This is a genomic window from Microbulbifer litoralis (assembly GCF_023634065.1).
In the GTDB taxonomy this organism is placed as follows: domain Bacteria; phylum Pseudomonadota; class Gammaproteobacteria; order Pseudomonadales; family Cellvibrionaceae; genus Microbulbifer; species Microbulbifer litoralis.
In genome coordinates this window covers 458,182-478,920 of sequence record NZ_JALKCV010000001.1, presented here as the reverse complement: position 1 = coordinate 478,920, position 20,739 = coordinate 458,182, and the positions used below count along the sequence as shown (strand labels likewise).

15 protein-coding genes are annotated in these 20,739 nt (G+C 62.4%); 13 read left to right on the top strand and 2 right to left on the bottom strand.

The window, feature by feature from the left end; genetic code table 11:
- Nucleotides 1-64 precede the first annotated feature (64 nt).
- The 13 genes from infB to MWN76_RS01835 all read left to right on the top strand — a co-directional run bounded on the left by infB (nt 65) and on the right by MWN76_RS01835 (nt 17,950).
- On the top strand, nt 65-2,851 hold the full coding sequence (infB, locus tag MWN76_RS01895; protein ID WP_250458886.1) for a translation initiation factor IF-2: 2,787 nt from the start codon (nt 65-67) through the stop codon (nt 2,849-2,851).
- 158 nt (nt 2,852-3,009) lie between these two features.
- Entirely contained in the window at nt 3,010-3,402 is a 393-nt protein-coding gene (gene rbfA / locus MWN76_RS01890) for a 30S ribosome-binding factor RbfA (RefSeq protein WP_250458884.1), read from the top strand.
- A gap of 3 nt (nt 3,403-3,405) precedes the next feature.
- On the top strand, nt 3,406-4,362 hold the full coding sequence (truB, locus tag MWN76_RS01885; RefSeq protein ID WP_250458882.1) for a tRNA pseudouridine(55) synthase TruB: 957 nt from the start codon (nt 3,406-3,408) through the stop codon (nt 4,360-4,362).
- A gap of 240 nt (nt 4,363-4,602) precedes the next feature.
- Nucleotides 4,603-4,872, top strand: a complete 270-nt coding sequence (gene rpsO / locus MWN76_RS01880) for a 30S ribosomal protein S15 (protein WP_250458879.1) — start codon at nt 4,603-4,605, stop codon at nt 4,870-4,872.
- Nucleotides 4,873-5,037: 165 nt separating this feature from the next.
- Nucleotides 5,038-7,164, top strand: a complete 2,127-nt coding sequence (gene pnp, locus MWN76_RS01875; protein WP_250458877.1) for a polyribonucleotide nucleotidyltransferase — start codon at nt 5,038-5,040, stop codon at nt 7,162-7,164.
- Nucleotides 7,165-7,872: 708 nt separating this feature from the next.
- Entirely contained in the window at nt 7,873-10,860 is a 2,988-nt protein-coding gene (locus MWN76_RS01870) for a carboxypeptidase regulatory-like domain-containing protein (protein WP_250458875.1), read from the top strand.
- A gap of 143 nt (nt 10,861-11,003) precedes the next feature.
- Nucleotides 11,004-11,696 carry a hypothetical protein gene (locus tag MWN76_RS01865; protein ID WP_250458873.1) on the top strand — a complete coding sequence of 231 codons (693 nt, stop codon included), beginning with the start codon at nt 11,004-11,006 and terminating at the stop codon, nt 11,694-11,696.
- Nucleotides 11,689-12,561, top strand: a complete 873-nt coding sequence (locus tag MWN76_RS01860; protein WP_250458871.1) for a D-hexose-6-phosphate mutarotase — start codon at nt 11,689-11,691, stop codon at nt 12,559-12,561. Before MWN76_RS01865 ends, MWN76_RS01860 begins: the two co-directional genes overlap by 8 nt.
- Nucleotides 12,562-12,647: 86 nt before the next feature.
- Nucleotides 12,648-13,562, top strand: coding sequence for an alpha/beta hydrolase (locus tag MWN76_RS01855; protein WP_250458869.1), 915 nt, complete (start codon nt 12,648-12,650; stop codon nt 13,560-13,562).
- 11 nt (nt 13,563-13,573) lie between these two features.
- Nucleotides 13,574-14,542, top strand: a complete 969-nt coding sequence (gene zntB, locus MWN76_RS01850) for a zinc transporter ZntB (RefSeq protein WP_250458867.1) — start codon at nt 13,574-13,576, stop codon at nt 14,540-14,542.
- Between the two features lie 44 nt (nt 14,543-14,586).
- A complete protein-coding gene (locus MWN76_RS01845) occupies nt 14,587-15,051 on the top strand; it encodes a DUF3291 domain-containing protein (protein ID WP_250458865.1) in 465 nt (154 codons plus the stop codon).
- Between the two features lie 121 nt (nt 15,052-15,172).
- Nucleotides 15,173-17,071: a glycoside hydrolase family 3 protein gene (locus tag MWN76_RS01840; RefSeq protein ID WP_250458863.1), complete on the top strand. Its 1,899-nt coding sequence runs from the start codon at nt 15,173-15,175 to the stop codon at nt 17,069-17,071.
- 72 nt (nt 17,072-17,143) lie between these two features.
- A complete protein-coding gene (locus tag MWN76_RS01835; protein WP_250458861.1) occupies nt 17,144-17,950 on the top strand; it encodes a putative hydro-lyase in 807 nt (268 codons plus the stop codon).
- A 90-nt stretch (nt 17,951-18,040) separates the two neighbouring features.
- Here the strand turns inward: MWN76_RS01835 and pbp4b are convergent, their stop codons facing one another.
- Nucleotides 18,041-19,366 carry a penicillin binding protein PBP4B gene (gene pbp4b, locus MWN76_RS01830; RefSeq protein WP_250458859.1) on the bottom strand — a complete coding sequence of 442 codons (1,326 nt, stop codon included), beginning with the start codon at nt 19,364-19,366 and terminating at the stop codon, nt 18,041-18,043.
- A 93-nt stretch (nt 19,367-19,459) separates the two neighbouring features.
- Nucleotides 19,460-20,446, bottom strand: coding sequence for an N-acetylmuramoyl-L-alanine amidase (locus MWN76_RS01825; RefSeq protein ID WP_250458857.1), 987 nt, complete (start codon nt 20,444-20,446; stop codon nt 19,460-19,462).
- Between the last annotated feature and the right edge of the window lie 293 nt (nt 20,447-20,739).

The following is a 20,739-nucleotide window of genomic DNA, read 5'->3' as shown; positions in this document are numbered from 1 at the left end:
GCACATGAAAATGGTGTGCAGATGCAATAAATAACCTCCGACCAAGTGACTTACAGGAGAGAGAATGGCCGAAGTAACAGTTAGCGAACTCGCGAAATCGGTTGGTGCCACCGAGGACCGTCTGCTGAAGCAGATGAAGGAAGCGGGTTTGCCCCACACTTCTGCGGATGCGGTGGTGTCGGACGAGGAAAAACAGGTCCTGCTCAACTTCCTGAAAAGCAGTCACGGGGAGCAGGGGGCTTCGCCGCGCAAAATCACCCTGAAACGCAAAACCACCACCACGTTGAAAACCGGCTCTGGCACCGGCCGCAAAACCGTGAACGTGGAAGTGCGCAAAAAGCGCACCTATGTGAAGCGCCCGCAGGAAGAGCTCGAGGCGGATGTGGCGCAGGAAGCCGAGCACCAGGCAGAGCTCGACAAGGCGCTCGCGGAACAGGCTGAGCTGGAGCAGGCCCGCGCCGAGCAGGCGGAGGCCGAGCGCGTGCGCGCCGAAGCCGAGGCGGCCGAAGAGGAAGCCCGTGCTAAGGCGGAAGCCGAGGCCGCGGCGCAGCCCGCCGAAGAAGAGGCGGCACCGGAGCCCGAAGCGGCGGCTGAAACGGAAGCCGCCGCAACTGAAGAGCAGGCCGCGAGCGAAGAGAAGCCGACCGAGCAGCCGGCGCCGGTGCGCTCCACCTATGTGGACGATATCGAAGCCATGCGCATCGCCGCCATGGAGCGCCGCAAGGAGCAGGCGGCCAAGGAAGCGCAGGAGCTGGAAGAGAAAAAGGCCCGCGTCGTAGAGGAGCGCAAGCGCGTCGAGCAGGAAAAGCAACAGCGCGAGGAAAAGGCCAAGACCGGCGACACGATCAAGCCGTCCCTGCGCCGCAAGCTCGAGGCCACTCCCGCTGTGGAGAAGGACGAAGACGAGCCGCGCAAACGCCGCGGTCGTCGCGGCGCCAAGTCGGGGCCGAAAAAATCCAGCAAGACCTCGCTCTACGAGCAGGCCCTGGAAGCCTTTGAAGACGACGAGTCGGAGAAGCGCAGCACCCGTTCGCTGTCGCGCCCGACCCTCAAAATCAAGAACACACATGGGTTCAAGAAGCCCACGGGAAAACAGGTGTACGAAGTACAGTTGGGTGAGACCATCACCGTCGGTGAGCTGGCCAAGCAGATGAATATCAAGGCTGGCGAACTGATCAAGCGCCTGATGAAGATGGGCGAGATGGTCACCATCAACCAGAGTCTCGACCGCGAAACCGCGCAGCTGATCGTCGAGGAGATGGGCCACAGGGCCGTTGCGGTATCCGAGACACAACTGGAAGACTCCCTGGTGGCCGAGGCCAAAGAGGTTGAGGGCGAAGAGGAGAGCCGCGCGCCGGTGGTGACCGTCATGGGGCATGTCGACCACGGCAAGACCTCGCTGCTCGACTATATCCGCAAGACCAAGGTGGCCTCCGGCGAAGCCGGCGGCATCACCCAGCATATCGGCGCCTACCGGGTGAAGACCGGACAGGGCGAGGTCGCCTTCCTGGACACCCCGGGCCACGCCGCCTTCACCGCCATGCGCGCCCGCGGCGCCCAGGCCACCGACGTGGTGATTCTGGTCGTGGCCGCGGACGACGGCGTCATGCCGCAGACCGAAGAGGCCGTCAATCATGCCAAGGCGGCCGGTGTGCCGCTGGTTGTCGCCATCAACAAGTGCGACAAGGAGGGTGCGGATCCGGACCGGGTTAAGAACGAGCTGGCGGCGAAAGACGTCATCCCCGAAGACTGGGGCGGTGACACCCAGTTTATCGAAGTGTCCGCGCACACCGGCCAGGGCATCGACGAGCTGCTGGAAGCGGTTTCCCTGCAGGCGGAAATGCTGGAGCTGAAGGCCAAGGTCAATGTGCCGGCCACCGGTGTGGTGATCGAATCCCGCCTGGAAAAGGGCCGCGGTGTGGTCGCCACGCTGCTGGTGCAGAACGGCGAGCTGAAGCGCGGTGATATCGTGCTGGCGGGCCAGAGTTACGGCCGCGTGCGCGCCATGACCAACGAACTGGGCAAGAGTGTCAAAGAGGCCGGTCCATCCACGCCGGTGGAGCTGTTGGGCCTCGATACGACGCCGGATGCCGGTGACGAATTCCTGGTCGTGGCCGACGAGCGCAAGGCCCGCGAAGTGGCCGAGCAGCGCGCCGAGAAGGAGCGCCGCGAGCGCATGCAGCGCCAGCAGGCGGCCAAGCTGGAAAACATGTTCGCGGATATGGAGGCCGGCCAGCGCAAGGTGCTGCCGGTGGTGATCAAGGCCGACGTGCGCGGCTCCCTGGAAGCCATCCTGTCCGCACTGGCGGACATCGGCAACGAGGAAGTGTCCGTGAACGTGGTCTCCAGTGGCGTGGGCGGTATCGCCGAGAACGATATCAACCTGGCCCTGACCGCCGGCGCCATCGTGATCGGTTTCAATACCCGCGCCGATGTCGCCGCGCGCAAGCTGGCGGAGACCGAGAGCGTCGAGATCCGCTACTACAGCGTGATCTACAACCTGCTGGACGAAGTGAAACAGGCCCTGTCGGGCATGCTGGAGCCGGAGGTGCGCGAGGAGATCGTCGGTATCGCCGAAGTGCGCGATGTCTTCCGCTCGCCCAAGTTCGGTTCCATCGCCGGTTGTATGGTCACCGAGGGTACCGTCTACCGCAACAAGCCGATCCGCGTACTGCGCGACAATGTGGTCATTTACCAGGGTGAACTCGAGTCCCTGCGCCGCTTCAAGGACGACGTCCAGGAAGTGCGCAATGGCATGGAGTGTGGTATCGGCGTCAAGGACTACAATGACGTCAAGTCGGGCGACCAGATCGAGGTCTACGATATCGTCAAGGTGGCCCGCGAGCTTTAATGTCTGGTCCCTCCTCTCCCTCCGGGAGAGGGGTTAGGCCGGGGCCTATGATGGGCACGCTGCGCTTTGCCCATCCTGCGGCTTCCGAGTCTGCTGCAGGATGGGTAAAGGAGCGCAGCGACGTGCCCATCAGCCAAGCCATTCGATATAGGTAACCAATGGCAAGAGAATTCCACCGCGCCGATCGCGTCGCCGACGCCATGCGCCGCGAACTATCTCAACTGATCCAGCGGGAAGTCCGCGATCCGCGCGTGGGCATGGTCAATGTCAACGACGTGGAGGTCAGCCGCGATCTGTCTGTCGCCAAGGTCTTCGTGACCCTGGTGGGCGAGGACGACCCGGCTGCGATCAAGGCCTCCATGGACGCACTCAACAAGGCTGCGGGTTTCCTGCGCAGCCAGCTGGCTCGCGCCATCCAGATGCGTACCATTCCGCGCCTGCAGTTCCGCTACGACGAGACGTCGGTGCGCGGCCAGCAGCTGTCTGCACTGATCGACAGGGCGGTAAAGGAAGATCGCCAACACCGCGACGACGATTCCGAAGAAGAGTGATCCATGGGCCGCAGACCAAAATGGGGCCGCAAGGTCAATGGTGTGCTGTTGTTGAACAAGCCCGCCGGAATCACCGCCAACGACGCCTTGCAGAAAGCCAAACGCCTGTTTTTCGCCAACCGCGCCGGCCACACCGGCGCGCTGGACCCGCTCGCCACCGGCGTACTGCCGGTCTGCTTCGGCGAGGCGACCAAGTTTTCCCAATACCTGCTGGACGCGGACAAGCGCTATCGCAGCACCTTCTGTTTCGGCATGGCGACCGAAAGCGGCGACGCCGATGGTGAAGTCATCGCCACCGCCGACGCCTCCGGCCTGACGGAGGGGGATCTACTGGCGGCGATGGCGCCGTTCCGCGGCCGAATCAAACAGGTGCCCTCCATGTTCTCGGCACTGAAGCACCAGGGCCAGCCGCTGTACAAACTGGCGCGCCAGGGGCTGGAAGTGGAGCGCGAGGCGCGCGAGGTGGAGATCTTCGAGTACGAACTGCTGCGCTTCACCCCGGGCACTGACACGCCCGATGGGCTGCCGCGCGCGGAAGTGGAGATCCACTGCTCCAAAGGCACCTATGTGCGCAGCCTGGCCGAGGACCTGGGGCGCGAATTGGGCGTCGGCGCCTATGTGGATCAACTGCACCGCAACGCTGCCGGTCCCTTCGACGAGGCGGACGCTGTGACGCTGGACGAGCTGACCGAGGAGCGCGGTGAGGGCCGGGCGGAAACGCTGGATCATCACCTGTTTCCGGTTGATTCTCCCGCCGCCGATCTGCCTGCCCTGACCCTGCCGGACGACTCCGGTTACTATCTGCGTCAGGGGCAGCCGGTAATGGATCTGCAGGTCTACCGTATCGGCAAAGAAGGTGATATGGTGCGCCTCTTCCTGGAAAGTGGCGATTTTCTGGGCGTAGGAGAGATTACTGACGACGGCCGGGTTGCCCCCCGGCGTCTGGTAAGCGGCGACTAGTGGGCCGCTTGTAAAGTTCGGTGACAAAGGAGCACAGCCAAATCGTTCAGGTCAAGGCGAGAAAGCGCTGGAATAGCAGCGTTATTTCAAGCTTTCTCAACGCAGAGCTGGACGATTTGGCGAAGCGAACTGTTACCTGACTTTGCGAGCGGCCCACTAGCTGCAACATCGACTAGCTGGTCTGTAAATATGCACGGGCCAGCCGAATCTTCAAAGCATATTACGACGAGGTAATTCGTTATGGCACTGACTGCATCTGAAAAAGAAACCATCCTGAAAGAGCACGGCCAGGCTGAAGGCGACACCGGTTCCCCGGAAGTCCAGGTAGCCCTGCTGACCGCGAACATCAACAAGCTGCAGAGCCACTTCTCTGAGCACAAGCAGGATCACCACTCACGCCGTGGCCTGATCCGCATGGTAAACCAGCGCCGCAAGCTGCTGGACTACCTGAAGAAGAAGGATCTGAACCGCTACGCACAGCTGATCGCAAAACTCGGCCTGCGTCGCTAAGACCCTGGAATGCCCGCCTCCGGCGGGCATTCTTTTATGTAGCGTGCCGCGAGGCCCGCTATATTCGCCCTTGTAGGAGCGGCTCCCCCGGGAAGGCTCCCACAGGGCGAAAACTGTAGGGGTTGCTGGAATGGGCCAGCAACCGTAAGGAAATAGGAAAAAAACGTGAATCCAGTAAGCAAAACCTTCCAGTACGGCAATCAGCAAGTCACCATCGAGACCGGCCGCGTTGCGCGCCAGGCCACCGGTGCGGCGCTGGTCACCATGGGTGAGACCGTAGTGCTGTGTACCGTTGTAGGCGCCAAGGAAGCCAAGCCCGACCAGGCCTTCTTCCCGCTGTCCGTACACTACCAGGAAAAGGCCTACGCGGCCGGCAAGATTCCCGGTGGCTTCTTCAAGCGCGAAGGCCGCCCGTCCGAGAAAGAGACCCTCACCTCCCGCCTGATCGATCGCCCGATTCGCCCGCTGTTCCCGAACGGCTTCATGAACGAAGTCCAGGTGATGATCACCGTGCTGTCGGCCGAGAAAGACGTGGATCCGGATATCGCCGGCATGATCGGCACCTCCGCCGCCCTGTCCGTCTCCGGCATCCCGTTCGGCGGCCCCATCGGTGCCGCGCGCGTGGGTTACAGCCAGGAAGAGGGCTACCTGCTCAACCCGACCTACAGCGCGCTGAAAACCTCGGAGCTGGACATGGTCGTAGCGGGCACCAAGGACGCCGTGCTGATGGTGGAGTCCGAGGCCAAGGAGCTGCCGGAAGACATCATGCTGGGCGCGGTACTGTTCGCGCACCAGGAAATGCAGGCCGTGGTCAAGGTCTGCGAAGAACTGAAAGCCGAGGCCGGCAAGCCGACCTGGGACTGGCAGCCCGAAGCGGTCAACGAAAACCTGCAATCCGCGCTGGAGAGCCAGTTCGGTGAGAAAGTGGCTGAGGCCTACAAGATCACCGACAAGCAGCAGCGCACTGCGCGCCTGGGCGAATTGCGCAACGAGGCCATCGAGGCGCTGGCGACCGAAGAGCTGGACGAAGGCACCGTCAAGAGCTACTTCGGCAAGCTGGAGAAGAAAACCGTGCGCGGCTCCGTGGTACGCGGCGAGCCCCGTATCGACGGCCGCGACACCAAGACCGTGCGCCCGATTGCAACCGAAGTCGGCGTACTGCCGAAAGGCCACGGTTCCGCGCTGTTTACCCGCGGCGAGACCCAGGCCCTGGTCGTGGCCACCCTCGGTGCGACCCGCGATGCGCAGATCATCGACGCGCTGGAAGGCGAGCGCAAAGACTACTTCATGCTGCACTACAACTTCCCGCCCTATTCAGTAGGTGAAGCGGGTCGTGTCGGTGCCACCGGCCGCCGCGAAATCGGCCACGGCCGCCTGGCGCGCCGCGGTATCGCCGCCGTGTTGCCGAACCCGGACGACTTCCCCTACACCGTGCGCGTGGTCTCTGAGATCACCGAGTCCAACGGCTCCAGCTCCATGGCCTCCGTGTGTGGTTCCAGCCTCGCGCTGATGGACGCCGGCGTGCCGCTGAAGGCACCGGTGGCCGGTATCGCCATGGGCCTGGTGAAGGAAGACAACGGTTACGCGGTCCTGACCGATATCCTCGGCGACGAGGACCACCTCGGCGATATGGACTTCAAGGTTGCCGGTACCGCCAGCGGCGTGACCGCGCTGCAGATGGACATCAAGATCGAGGGCATTACCGAAGAGATCATGGAGACTGCCCTGGAGCAGGCCCTGCAGGCGCGCCTGCACATTCTCGCGGAAATGAACAAGGTCATCGGCGAGTCCCGCTCCACCGTGAACGAGAATGCCCCGCGCTACTCCACCCTGAAGATCCACCCGGACAAGATCCGCGACGTGATCGGCAAGGGTGGCGCCACCATCCGTTCCATCACCGAAGAGACCGGTGCCTCCATCGATATCGAGGACGACGGCACCATCAAGGTGTTCGGTGAAGACGGCGAGAGCCTGGAAGCGGCGGTTACCCGCATCGAGGAAATCACTGCGGAAGCGGAGATCGGCGCCATCTACGAAGGCACCGTGGTCCGTATCGTCGACTTCGGCGCATTCGTGAACTTCCTGCCGGGCAAAGACGGCCTGGTGCATATCTCCCAGATCGCCGAAGAGCGCGTCAACGCGGTGACCGACTACCTGAGCGAAGGCCAGAAGGTGTTCGTCAAGGTATTGGACGTCGACCAGCGCGGCCGCATCAAGCTCTCCATCAAGGAAGCGAAGGCGGAACAGGCCGAGAAAGAAGGCGCCGACCAGGCCTCTTCCGGCGAGGAGTAAGAAGGGGGGAGAGATATTCTCTACGCCTTCTGCAAAAAACCCGGCTTCTGCCGGGTTTTTTATGTCCGCTCGACAATGGGGTAGGGATGGGGCGGTTCCCGCAGTGGCCGCTCCGGTATATTGGTGGTTGCCATGGGCCGCAGGCTCTGCCATTTTGCAGGCCCCATTCTGATGCGCACATGGGGCCGGTTCGGCTGGATATGCACCAGTAAAGACCGCCTTATTTTTATCCTCTTTGTATGATTTTTATCCTTTCAGGCCGGAATCGCCCCCTGGAATTATTCCTGAAGTGCTGAAAACGGGTGATACATCCGTACGTGACTGTCCCCAAAAGCCTGTCTGTTTTTTATAAATTCCAACCCCAAATTATTCATTTGCCTATTTTTTGATCTTTTTAACCTGACTTTTCTTCATTTTGTGAATATTTTTTTGAAATTTTTATGAACTAAGTCTCGCCGAGCAGGAATTTTTTTCGCACAATGCTTTCGAGGAATAAGATATTCCTTAGAAAAATATTCCAGTTTATAAAGTATTTCATTTGCCGCTCTGGGCCTGAGAGCGAAATGCGGGGTTCGGGTCGGGATCAACGGCAGAGCTCCAAAAGAGTGCAAGTGAATCGCGCCAAACGCAATAGCTGGGTTGAGAATTCAGGGGCAAGAGGTATCAGCCCACAGGATAAATACAAAGCACTGTCCGGGAGACTTTCTCATGTTCCAAAAAAATAAGCTCAGTCACTCAATGGAAAGGACCAGCAGTTCCTCGATCTTGAGTCGCGCCGCTTTCCTGGCGGCGGGCACACTCTTTTCTGTGACCGCCATGGCGCAGCAGGTAGGGACCATCGAGGGGCAGGTATCCCTCGACGCCGGCGTCGATGCTCCCGGCGTTACGGTGACCGCCACCAGTAATGTCATGCCCCGCCCCCGTACCGCCACCACGGACGACGAGGGCGAGTTCAAGCTGCCGATGCTGATTCCGGGCATCTACACCCTGACCTTCACCGCCGAGGACGGCACGTCCCGCACCATCAGGACCGAGGTGCTGCTGGACCAGATGACCATGGTGGACATAAGCCTGTCGCCGCAGGTTGCCGAGGGTATGGAAGAGCTGGTGGTGACCGGTGAAGTGATTACCGCCGGTGGCAACTCTTCCCTGTCCGACGCTATCGGTGCGGACGTGCTCGACGCCCTGCCGGTGGGACAGGACTACCGCGACCTGATGAAGCTGGCCCCCGGTGTCCAGTACAGCCAGAACGCCATACGCGGCGCCAATGCCGGCGGCAGCGGCCAGGACAATGTGTACAAGTTTGACGGCGTCAATGTCACCCTGCCGATGTTTGGTACCCTGTCTTCCGAGCCCTCTACCCAGGATGTGGAGCAGTTCTCGGTCGAGCGCGGCGGCGCGCGGGCCATCGGCTTCAACCGTGCCGGTGGTGTTACCGTGAATACCATCAGCAAGTCCGGTACCAATGAATTCACGGGCAGTGTGGAATACCGGGTGCAGCCGGCCGGTTTGAGTGAGTCGCCTGATGAGGGCATCCAATCGGATATCACCAAGGAATGGATGACGGCCAATGTGGGCGGACCGTTGATCGAGGATCAGCTGTTCTTCTACGGTTCCTATTTCGGCCCTCGCGAAGATGGTGAAAGCAAGGAAACCGCCTATGGTTCGACCAAGGATTACAAGAGTGAGCGCGACGAGTACTACGGCAAGCTGACCTATGCGCCGATCGACAGTGTGCTGCTGAACGCCGCCTACCGCACTTCCGACCGTACGAACGAAGGCGATTCCATTGACGAGTTCGAGGCGGATTCTGTCTCTACCGGGTCGGAAGCAGGCCAGGATATCCTGACTGTGGACGGTTCCTGGATTATCAATGACGACACCACTATCAGCTTCCAGTACAGTGACTACTCGCTGGAGACAGCCGGTGTGCCGGATACCGAACTGGGCTTCCAGCCGGTGATCGGCGATTCCCTGGATCTCGCCAACCTGGAGCAGATCGGTTACTTCAGCGTACCCAATGTGGGGCCGGAAAATACTGACGCATACAATGATTTTGCACAGCAATTTGTCGATCAGTACGGTTATCTGGATGCGAATGGCAACCGTGTAGGCGGCGGCGGTATCGGCGCTTACTCCCAGTACAATATCCAGAATTTCTACCGCGAGAGCTTCGAGCTGGCACTGGACCACAATTTTGAGTGGGGAGCCACCTCCCATGAGCTACACGTGGGTTACCAGTGGTCAGAGGGCCGTGAGGAACTGGCGCGTCTCTCCAATGGTTGGGGGGTGATCAGCGTCGTTGATGGGCCCGAAAACAAAGATGTACCGAACGATGCCTGGTTCCGCGCTCGTACCCAACAGATGAGCTTTGTCACCTCGGATGGCACCACGGTTCCGGCGATTAAATCTTCCACTGAGACCCATAATTTCGAGATCAACGACTCCATCGCCTGGGGAGACTTTATCTTCGATGTGGGCTTCCTGATCAGCCAGGACACTCTTTATGGCCAGGGCCTGAGGGAGGATGGCAGCACCCTGTCCGGCTATGTGGCTGATCCGGGCCACAAATACGAGATGTACCAGGTAGACTGGGAAGATATGATTCAACCGCGCGTCGGTGTTTCATGGGCCTACAACGGTGTCGACACGGTGTTTGCCAGCTTTGCCCAGTACAATCCCTCGGCCTCGTCGCTGGCCCGCGCCGCTTCCTGGGATCGCAACAGCGCTGCCACCATCGAGGTCTTTTTCGATGAAAACGGCGATTACATCAGCTCCTCGCCCCGCGCCGGCTCCTCCGGCAAATTGTTCGCGGATGACCTGGACCCCCGTCGCGTGGATGAGCTGACGATCGGTACCACCAAGGAATTCGAGAACGGTATCAGCTTGCGCTCGCATATCCGCTATCGTGAGGGTTCCCATTTCTGGGAAGATACTTGGAATGGTTCGCGCCAGTACGGCTGTTACGGTCCGGAGGGCGCGCTCTGTGTGCCGGAGCATATTGCGGACAAGGGGCTCTATATTGACGATCTGGAGGCCCAGAGGGAGCAGATCGGCAGCGGCTCTAGCTACGTAATCGCCGAGCTGGACGATGCCTACACCGAGTACCTGGAGTTCAGTGTGCAGGCGTCCTGGACCGGCGACCGCACCTACCTCAATGCGTCCTACACCTACAGCGACTACACCGGCAACTTCGACCAGGACAACACCACATCCGCCAACGATGCCAATACCTTTATCGGCTCCTCTTACCTGGGCGATGGTATCGGCCGCCAGGTCTGGGACAACAAGGATGGCACGCTGCGTGGTGACAAACCGCACCTGCTGAAACTGTTCGGTCAGTACACCCTGGACTGGAATGCCAACGTCGGCGCCTACCTGGTGTACCAGTCCGGCGAGCCCTGGGAGACCTGGGATGGTTCTATCTACGGTTACACTGATGACAGCACCAACCGCTACGCCGAAAAGGCCGGCAGCCGCCGCTCCTCGAGCCACTGGCAGATGGACCTGAACTACACCCAGAACTTCGATATCTCCGGCGATTACACCCTGCGCTTCCGCGCCGATGTGTTCAACCTGTTCGATCGCCAGACAGGCTACAATATCGACCCCTATATCGATTCCGTGGAGTACGGTGAGGCGCGTAGTTTCTACAAGCCGCGCCGCGTGCAGCTGTCCCTGGGTATGGATTTCTAAACCCGTTTCCGCCCCTCGTATCAGGGGGGCACGGCTGCGAAGACAGGGCCCCGGCTTTTGCCGGGGCCTTTTTGTTTGTCCCCGACATCTGCAAGTACACGGTAGCCTGTTAGAATCGGCAGAAAAGACAGGGGGACTACGGCTTGCACAACTATTGGTTGATCGAGATCCTGCTGGCGCTGGCCGCGGCACTGGTTGCCAGCCAGTACTGGTATATCGCCCGCGATCGCTGCCGGTCCCCGGCGCTGCTGGTCGTGGCGGCCATGCTGAGCCTGGCGCTGGCGGCGATTGCCGGGGCCTACCGCTACGGAATCGATCCGGCCACCACCGGTTTGCATCGCGCCCTGACTCAATTGTCCGGCTATCTCACCTTCCTGCTGTCCGGGCTGGCCTTGCTCTGGGTGCGACTCGCCCCGCAGCTGGGCCGGCACAGGCGCTGGCCGGCCTATGCCGTCCTGGCGCTGGTACTCGCCGCTGCCGTGGGGGCGGTATCGAGTCCACAGTTTTCAGCCGCCGGAGTAAGCCGTTTCTGCTCGACCCTGGGAATTGCCCTGTGGCTGCTGGTGGCGCTGTGGAGGCTTTTCTCCGCGCGCTTTATGCCACGCTACCAGGCCCTGTTGCTGGCCGCGGGAGCGGTGTTGGTGGTGTTTGCCGGACTGGTGATTGGCACCGGTGCGACAACGGTGTTGGGCCTGGCGCGCACCAACTGGTTCCACCTGCTGCTGGCCGCCGGCGCACTGTCGCTGCTGTGTGCCCGGCCGCTGTTTACAGATACGGACCATTCGCAACAGGCGCCTGCCCCCGTCTGCAAAAAAGGAGAAACACCGCGTGAGTGATATACAGGCAAAGGACACCATTCGCCGCACTGACAGTGGCGAACTCTACGGCAAGCCCGGTCTGGACCTGTTGCTGGTGGAGACCCCGCTGTGCCGTGCCGTGATCGCCGAACAGGGTGCGCAGCTGCTGGAGTTCCAGGCCGTCGACTGTGAGCCTTTGCTGTGGCTCAGCCCCGCGGCGCAGTTTGCCGAGGGCAAGTCGGTGCGCGGCGGTATTCCGCTGTGCCTGCCCTGGTTCGGTGTCGACCGCACGGATCCGCACAAGCCCAAGCACGGCCTGGTGCGCACCCGCCCGTGGGTCCTGGCGGGCAGCGAGCTCCAGTCGGACGGCGAGCTGGAGCTGCGCTTCACCTTCGACCACCCGGGCGATGCGTTGTTCGAGGCGGGCTTTGGCTGTGCCGTGACGATGCGCCTGGGGCGCACACTGAAGCTGAGCCTGGCGCTGGAGAACCGCGGCCCGAAGCCGGCCGTGTACAGCTGGGCGTGGCACAGCTATTTCCCGGTGGAGAGCGTGCGCGAGATCGAGGTGCACGGCCTTGAGCACACCGAGTACCTGGACAACACCTGCGGCCTGCAGCGGGCCACACAGAGCGGATCGCTGACCTTCCCCGGTGAAGTCGATCGCGTATTCGAAAACGCGGCCTCGCACCAGCGGATCCTCACCGACAACCCGATCAGTCTCACCAGCGAGAACTGCCACAGTGTCATCACCTGGAACCCGGGCGAGAAACTGGCCGCGGAACTGGCCGATGTGGGAGAGCACTATCGCGGTTTTGTGTGCGTGGAACACGGCAATGCCTTCGCCAACAGCTGGCATCTGGAGGCCGGTGAAACCGCAACGGCGACCCTGTATCTCAAGCGCTGATCCGGTCAGTCGGGAACTCCCGGGGGAAAAGGGAATCGCAACCCGGGTCATACACAGTCATCACAACAACAATAAAGGAACCCCGAATGGGCATATCCAATGGCCCGATGCGCCTGCATCTGCAGTGCCTCAGCTTGTTCTCCCTGTTTCTGTTCTCCACTGTCGCTTCGGCATCCGAGCCGCCGGACTATCGCCCCTATACCATTGAGCGCACACGGGTCATCGATATTCACTCGAACGCCAATGGCAAAGACTACGAGCTGTATATAAAACTGCCAAAGTCCTATGACCGTTCGGATAAAGAATACCCGCTGCTGTTGGTCAATGATGCCGGCTATGCCTTCCCGCTGATCAGCAGTATCACCCGGCAACTGGGAGACTACGGCAAAAAGATCGAAGAGGTCTTCCTCGTGGGGATCTCCTATTCGAAGGGGGACAGCGGCTTCCTGAGCCGCACCAGGGACTATACGCCGACCCGACGGCTGTATTCCTGGGGAGGAAAATATGCCCGGGCATTCGAGGCCTCCGGTCAGTCGGCACAGTATGTGGAATTCCTGATGGAGGAAGTGATTCCCTATCTGGCTGACAACTTCAGGATCGACCCGGACAGGAAGGTATTTGTCGGCCACTCTTTTGGCGCACTGCTCGGGGCCAGTATCCTGTTCTCGAGGCCCGATGCGTTTGAATACTATATTCTCGGAAGCCCGTCGCTGTGGTATGACGACAGGGTGATATTCGATAGGGAGGCCGCCTATGCCCGGGAGCACGATAGCCTGCCGGCAAAGGTGATGATGCTGATCGGCGAGAGGGAGAACGGCAAGCCGGATAGCGCTTTCAACATGGTGGACGATATGATGGCCTTTGAAAAAGTCATGGCATCGAGGAATTACAAGGGTTTCGATGTCTCGGCCAGGGTGATCGCGGACGAGATGCATGTCAGTGTCTTCCCGACACTGATCACCGATGGGCTCTTGTGGGCGGTGCCGAAGAACACCGATTGATCGGGGGCCCGATGCAGAGTGGACTGATTCACGCCTTCCTGCTCGATCGCAATGGCGGCGGCAGGGACCTGGAATGGAGCCAAGTGCGGGACTGGCATCCCGGGCAGGGACTGCTGTGGCTGCATTTCGATTACACGGATAGCGAGGCGCAGGACTGGTTGCGCGGCGACAGCGGCCTGGAGCCGCTGGTGGCCGAGGCGTTGCTGACCGAGGAGACCCGCCCGCGCGCCGCGGCCATTGGCGACGGACTGCTGATCGCGCTGCGCGGCGTCAACCTGAACCCGGAATCCAGCCCCGAGGACATGGTCTCCGTGCGCCTGTGGGTGGACGAAAACCGCGTGATCAGTACGCGCAAGCGCCGCCTGTTGTCGGTCACCGACCTGGTGGAAGCGTTGCGCCGGGGCGGGGGGCCGCAGAGTGCGGCGGGGCTGGTGGTCGGGCTTGCCGATCTGCTGGTATGGCGCATGAGTGATACCGTGGAGTCCTTCGAGGATCGCGTGGACGAACTGGAGGACCGGGTACTGGAGGCGGGCGGTGCGACACTGCGCTCCGACCTGGCGCTGTTGCGCAAACAGACCATTACCCTGCGCCGCTACCTGTCGCCGCAGAGAGAGGCGCTGGCGCGGATGCTGGTGGAGAGGGTGTCCTGGCTCGACGATCACAGCCGTATCGAATTGCGCGAGGTGAGCGATCGCCTGCTACGCCATATCGAAGACATAGACGCAGTGCGCGAACGCGCCGCGGTCACCCAGGAAGAGCTGCTGAGCCGCAACTCCGAACAGCTCAACAATCGCATGTATGTGTTGTCGATGGTGGCCGCCATTTTCCTGCCGCTGGGTTTCCTTACCGGCCTGTTGGGTATCAACGTCGGTGGTATACCCGGCGCGGACGAGCCGCAGGCGTTCGCGGTTTTTATCGGCATACTGATACTGGCGGTGATCGGGCAGGTTACCTTTTTCCGCTGGAAGAAGTGGCTCTGACCCGGATAGTGACACCGGGTTTCAACGTTGAAAAAGGAGGTTTCGTGACGACGCAATTTCATCTGGCACAGGTCAATATCGGTCGCGCCCGGGCGCCGCTCGACAGCCCGGTCATGCAGGGATTTGTTGACCAACTGGATGCGATTAACGCACTCGCGGACCGCAGCCCCGGATTCGTGTGGCGCCTGCAGACGGAAGAGGGCGATGCCACATCGCTGCAGGTTTTCGACGACGAACGCATTATCGTCAATATGTCGGTGTGGGAATCGCTGGCGTCGCTGAGGGACTATGTCTACTCCGGCGAGCACCTGCAGGTGCTGAAAGACAAGAAGCAGTGGTTCGAGAAAATGCCGGGGCCGACGTTGGCGCTGTGGTGGATTCCGGCGGGCAGCACTCCCACCGTCGGGGATGCCCGGCGGGCGCTGGACCTGCTCGGCGAGCGCGGCCCGACAGCGGCCGCTTTCACTTTTGCGCGCCCCCAGCCCGCCCCGGAGGCCCTGCCGGCCTGAACGGCTTCCGGTCCAGCCGTTTTCCCCGAATGCCCGGCCCCTCTCTTGTGGGGTCTTATTGCATTCGATAGAATAAAATATTCCTGAAGTTGATGTTAATAATAATGGATTATGGCTCGCAATGATTAGAAGCCTGTGTCACCGCCTCGCCCGCCCGTCGATCTTCCTGGCGGCCCTGCTGTCTGTCTGTGCCTGTTCCGATGAGCAGAGCGCCCCGCCGCCGGAGCTGTCCCTGCGCGAGAAGATCGCGCAGAAGATCATGCTGGATATCCGCTACTACTGCGCCGACGGCAGCCCGGACCAGGCCGGCGAGTGCCGCCAGCCGGTCACCCGGCTGCCGCAGGACCTGCGCCGCCTGATCGCGGACAGCGGCCTCGGCGGGGTGATCCTGTTTGCCGACAACCTGGAGAACAGTGCACAGATCGTCCGTCTCAATGACGCACTGCAGTCGGCCGCCGCCGACGCCCGCCACGGCATTCCGCTGCTGATTGCGGTCGACCAGGAGGGTGGCCGGGTGACCCGGTTGCCGCGCGCCGAGTCCGTCGCCTTCGCCGGCAATATGGCCATCGGTGCCACCCACGCCAGCCACGGCGACGCATTCGCGCGCTCCACCGCGGCGGCCATGGCCAGGCAGCTGAAGCTGCTGGGGTTCAATGTGAATTTTGCCCCGACGCTGGACGTGAACAGCAACCCGGACAACCCGGTGATCAACGTGCGCTCCTATTCGGAGGATCCCCGCGTGGTAGCGGATCTCGGCGCGGCCAGTGTCAGCGCCTTCCAGGCGGAAAACATCGCCGCGACCGTCAAGCATTTTCCCGGCCACGGCGATACCGCGGTGGACAGCCATACCGGCCTGCCGCGGGTGGAACGCAGCCTGCAGCGTGCCAGGGCCGTGGACCTGCTGCCGTTTGCCGAGGTCATCGCCCGCTCCGCCCCGGCCCTGACCATGACCGCGCATATCCAGTATCCGGCGCTGGACGATTCCACCCTGCAGACTGTCGACGGCGAGCAGATCCCGGTGCCGGCGACCCTGTCGCGCGCCATCCTCACCGACCTGTTGCGCGGGGAGCTCGGCTACCGCGGCGTGGTGGTCACCGACGCGCTGGACATGGCGGGAATCAGCAATTACTTCTCCCCCACGGATGCAGTGCTGCATACCTTTGCCGCCGGCGCGGATATCGCCGTGATGCCGATCAAGATCCGCTACCCGCAACAGCTGCGCGACCTGCAGACCCTGATCGATCACGTGGCGGATGCCGTCGAGGCGGGCGAGCTCTCGCTGGCGGAGCTGGACCGCTCGGTGGCGCGGGTCCGGGCGCTCAAGCGGCAGTACGTTGACCGGGCCTGGATCGAGCGCGGCGCGCGGGACAATATCCGCCTGGCCCGGCAGGCACTGGCGAGCCCGGACGATGCGGAGCTCGCCAGCGCGCTGGCGGGGGCGGCGCTCAGCCCGATTTTCCCGGTGGAGCCCGGTGTCCTGCCGGTTGTGGACCGAGCCACCCGGCGTATCCGGGTGATCGCCCCCTCCGTGGAGGTGGGCGAGGCGTTCAAGCTGGCCCTGGCGCGGGTGACGGAATCCGAAGTCCGGGTAGTCACGCCGGAGAACGCGCTCGCGGCGCAGGCGCAGGGCCACGCGGATGTGCTGCTGGTTGCCAGTATCGTGCCGCAGGAAAACGCCGTGGAGCGCGGCGGAATGGACGACCTGGCCGGGTTGCGGCGGCCGCGGCTGGATACCGGGGCGCTCTACGATATCTATCGCAAGGCGCTGCTCGGCGCCCGCGAGCGGGGCAGCAAGACGGTCTTCATCAGCATGCGCTCGCCCTACGAGGCGGCGCAGTTCCGGGACATCGCGGACCTGCAGATCGCGAGTTACGACTACAAAGCCTATATTGATAGGGACGGCGCCCTGCACGGCCCCATCTACGGGGCTCTCGCCCGCGCCCTGACCAGCGCCGAGGTGCCGCCGGGCATTCTGCCGGTCACCGTGCACGCCGCGATGGAGCGGGCCGCGCTGCCCTGATCAACACCGGCCCGGCGATGTGCATTGCCGGGCAGGCCTTTTTCCGTCGCGGGCCCGCAGGAAACAGACAGCATGATTCGCCACTGTTCGAAAGTCATTCGCTCGGAAATTCGCGCGGGGCGCATCGCCGGCCCGACTTCGGGTCTCGCGGCCGGTTATGTACAGGCCTCCGCCGTGATCCTGCCGGCCGCCGCCGCGGAGGACTTTGCCCGTTTCTGTGCCGCCAACCCCGCCGCCTGCCCGCTGCTGTACCGCTCGGAGCCGGGCCAGTTTGCGCTGCCGCCCGCCGGCGACGATATCGACGTTCGACGGGATCTGCCGCGCTACCGGCTGCACCGGGACGGCGGCGACACGGAAGTCACCGACATTGCCGACCACTGGCGCGACGACCTGGTGACTTTCCTGCTCGGCTGCTCTTTCTCCCTGGAGGAGGCGCTGATCAGCAACGGGCTGCAGGTGCGGAATGTGTGGCAGGGCAAAAATATCCCCATGTTCCGGACTTCCTCAAGCTGTACGCCGGCCGGGCCCTTCGGTGCCAACCTGGTGGTCAGCATGCGCCCCTTCAGCGCCGGCCAACTGGATCTGGTGCGCAGTATCTGCGCGCGCTACCCGCTGCTGCACGGTGCACCGGTGGCGGCCGGGGAACCGGCGCAATTGGGGATTGCGGATTTGCAGGCGCCGGATTTCGGCGAGGCCGTGGCCGTGCGGGAAGGCGAGGTACCGGTTTTCTGGTCCTGCGCCGTGACCGCCGGCGATGCGCTGCGGGGGGCGAACCTGGATTTCTTTGCGACCAACAGCCCGGGCCATATGCTGGTGACCGACCGGCTCGCGCGGGAGTTGGAAAATATTGCCGCCGGCAGCGAGCCACCCTGGCTGTAAGGCATGCGATGTGCGCCGGGCAGGGCAGGGTGCGCCGCGAAATGAAACCGGAGGCCGCCGTCACGCCTGTCCAGGCGTTCAAACAGGCTCTTACTGCAGGGCTTCGTATACCGCCGTTACCACGGCACCGTAGCGCCCGACGGAAAACAGGTCGCCGATAAAGCGGCCGGCATTTTTGCCGCTCTGGATCACCGGCGAGTGCTTCTTGTTGGTCAGCAGGACTATCCCCAGGTTGAACTCCGGGTCGATCACGGTGAGTGTACCGGTCCAGCCGGTGTGGCCGTAGGCGTGGCTGCTGGCGCCGCTGCCGAACATCCATTCCATTTCCCGGTCGCCATTGGTTCTCCAGCCCAGGGCGTAGCTCGGATCCGCTGCCGAAGGTTGCGTGAAAAGCTCGACGGTCTCGCGATCGAAGAATTCCTGCCGGCCGTAGCCGCCGCCGTTCAGCATCACCTGTAACAGTACCGCCAGGTCGCCGGTGGTGGAAAAGAGACCGGCGTGCCCGGAAACCCCGGCCATGGAATAGAAGGCTTTTTCATCGTGCACCTGGCCGAGCAGCGTGCCGGTGCGGATATTGGGAAAGTCGACAGCGCCGTCGCGGGTATTGCCCAGGGTTTCGGTCGCGGCGAAGTCGCCGGGGCTGAAGCCTTTCTGCAGCGGTACGAAGAGTGTGTGGTCCAGGCCCAGCGGCCGGTAGATCGACTGTTCCACATAGTCGTCGAGCCGCTGTCCGGTGATCCGCTCGACGATAATGCCCAGCAGCATATAGTCCACATCGCTGTAGACATTCCGGGTGCCCGGCGTATAGGCGAGCGGCGTCCTGCTGACCCGGGCGATGGTCCTGTCGCGCTGCTGGGAATAGAGCGCCCCGGCCACCGCCGGGTTGTGGTACTGGGGGTCCGGCGGAAAGCCGGCGCTGTGGTGCAGGATATCCACGATCCGCAGCGAATCCTTGCCCTTGATGGTATCGCCCTCGGTGTCGCGGAATTCGGGCAGGTACTGTTGGACCTTGTCGCGCAGGTCCAGCCTGCCCTCGCTGACCAGTTTTTGCAGGGCGAAGTTGGTCGCGTACATCTTCGTGTTGGAGGCCAGGTCGAACAGGGTCCCGCTCGTCATCGGGGCGAAGGTCGGCAGCGGTGCGGCGCCGGCAAATTTCTGCCGGTAGCCGTAGCTGGTGCTTTTGACGATCTTGCCGTCCTTGATGACGATCAGCGCCGCGCCGGGAAAACCCGCGGCGACTTCGCGCCGGATCAGCGCATCCACCCGTTGCAGTCCGCGGCTGGAAAAGCCGGCTGCTTCCGGGCTCGCGGCCCGGCCCAGGACCGGGTAGCGGATCGGCTCGCCGGCCCGGGCGGCGGATACGAGTAGGGCGAAAGCCGCCAGCAGGCTGAGGGCGCGACCGGCCAGATGGTGCATTGTTGTTCCCAGGTTCTTCTGAAGTGTTCGGGCAACCGGTTTCTGTACCGGCCTGTTTCCGCTTTGCTGCGGGCGCCATGCGCACCGGGATCGCTATTCGTCCGGCTGCAGTTCCGCAAGTACCCGGGTGTTGATTTCGCTGTAGCCGCTCAGTTTATCCGGAAAATACTTCTCCAGCAGTGCCAGCAGAATGGCGCGGGTCTGGTTGTCCACTTCGCCGTCGACCTTCCACGGCCGGAAGTGGTACTGGAAGGCGCGGGTGTAGAGACCGATATCCTCGTCGCTGGCGGTTTCCGGATCGATGCCGTAGCCGTAATCGGACAGCCAGCGGGCAAAGCGCCGGCGGATGCTGTCGCGGTCGCTGCTGGTGTTGCCGCGCAGGTTTTCCAGGTGGCGCTCGGCGGTGTCGTCGTCGTACCAGGCGCCGATACCGGCCGCGGCCAGCTGCTCCCACGGGAAGCGCGGGCCCGGGTCGACTTTCTGGTACGGGCGGATATCGCTGTGGCCGACGACGCGGGTGGGGGTGATTTCCGGGTAGCGCTCTAGAATGCTGTGGGAAAGCGCTATCAGCAGCTCGATCTGGCGATCGTCGAACTCGGGGAAGAAACACACCTCTTCGCCGGCCTTCTGCGCCACCATCTCCACCGGCGGGTGACAGCGGCCTTGATTGACGATTTCGATACCGATGGACTGGTCGTTGACCTGGGTGCGGTCCTCCCATTCCCCCGGGCCCGCGTGCCAGGCGCGCCGGCTCTCGTCCACCAGCTGGTAGACGCGGAGATCGGAGTGCGGATAGCTGGGGTCGCCACTCTCCGGCACCAGGTAGTGGGCGCTCACCGGGTAGGGGCTGGGTTGCGTCAGTATGCGCAGTGAGCTGGCAAAATCCTCGGCGGTATAGTGCATGACCAGGAAGCGCACCCGTTCGCTGGCGTTCTGCGATGCCACTGTCTCGAGCTGGAAATCGCCACTGGCGGCGCTGTTGAAGCCTCCGCCAGCGCCGCTGCAGGCGCTGAGGGTCAGGGTACAGGCGGACGCGATCAGCGCGCTCTTCCAGCCGCGCTTTGTTCCGGTAGTCGGCATTGGGGCTCCTCCAGTCTGATAGCCGGGTCGGGATACTGTACTGGTGGCGGTACCGGAAATGGCCCGGCGAGATCCGGCCGCCAGTCATGGTTATATTTGTCCCTGTCGCGTGCCTTTGCCCCGTAAGGGATCCTTCGGTTGACATAAAAGACAGTTAGTGCGGAATAGTCCGAATATTTATTCCCGCCACTGTGCGCCAGTACCGCCATTAAACATAAATAATTCTTGACCGTCTACATTCTCTGAAATAGTTTATTCCATAAGACAGCGCTGTCTTCGACGCGGGTCGCTCG

Excerpts from the sequence above, each read along its gene's own strand:
- infB (WP_250458886.1), top strand. The coding sequence starts at position 65 with ATGGCCGAAGTAACAGTTAGCGAACTCGCGAAATCGGTTGGTGCCACC.
- rbfA (WP_250458884.1), top strand. The coding sequence starts at position 3,010 with ATGGCAAGAGAATTCCACCGCGCCGATCGCGTCGCCGACGCCATGCGC.
- truB (WP_250458882.1), top strand. The coding sequence starts at position 3,406 with ATGGGCCGCAGACCAAAATGGGGCCGCAAGGTCAATGGTGTGCTGTTG.
- rpsO (WP_250458879.1), top strand. The coding sequence starts at position 4,603 with ATGGCACTGACTGCATCTGAAAAAGAAACCATCCTGAAAGAGCACGGC.
- MWN76_RS01870 (WP_250458875.1), top strand. The coding sequence starts at position 7,873 with ATGTTCCAAAAAAATAAGCTCAGTCACTCAATGGAAAGGACCAGCAGT.
- MWN76_RS01855 (WP_250458869.1), top strand. The coding sequence starts at position 12,648 with ATGGGCATATCCAATGGCCCGATGCGCCTGCATCTGCAGTGCCTCAGC.
- zntB (WP_250458867.1), top strand. The coding sequence starts at position 13,574 with ATGCAGAGTGGACTGATTCACGCCTTCCTGCTCGATCGCAATGGCGGC.
- MWN76_RS01840 (WP_250458863.1), top strand. The coding sequence starts at position 15,173 with ATGATTAGAAGCCTGTGTCACCGCCTCGCCCGCCCGTCGATCTTCCTG.
- MWN76_RS01835 (WP_250458861.1), top strand. The coding sequence starts at position 17,144 with ATGATTCGCCACTGTTCGAAAGTCATTCGCTCGGAAATTCGCGCGGGG.
- pbp4b (WP_250458859.1), bottom strand. The coding sequence starts at position 19,366 with ATGCACCATCTGGCCGGTCGCGCCCTCAGCCTGCTGGCGGCTTTCGCC.
- MWN76_RS01825 (WP_250458857.1), bottom strand. The coding sequence starts at position 20,446 with ATGCCGACTACCGGAACAAAGCGCGGCTGGAAGAGCGCGCTGATCGCG.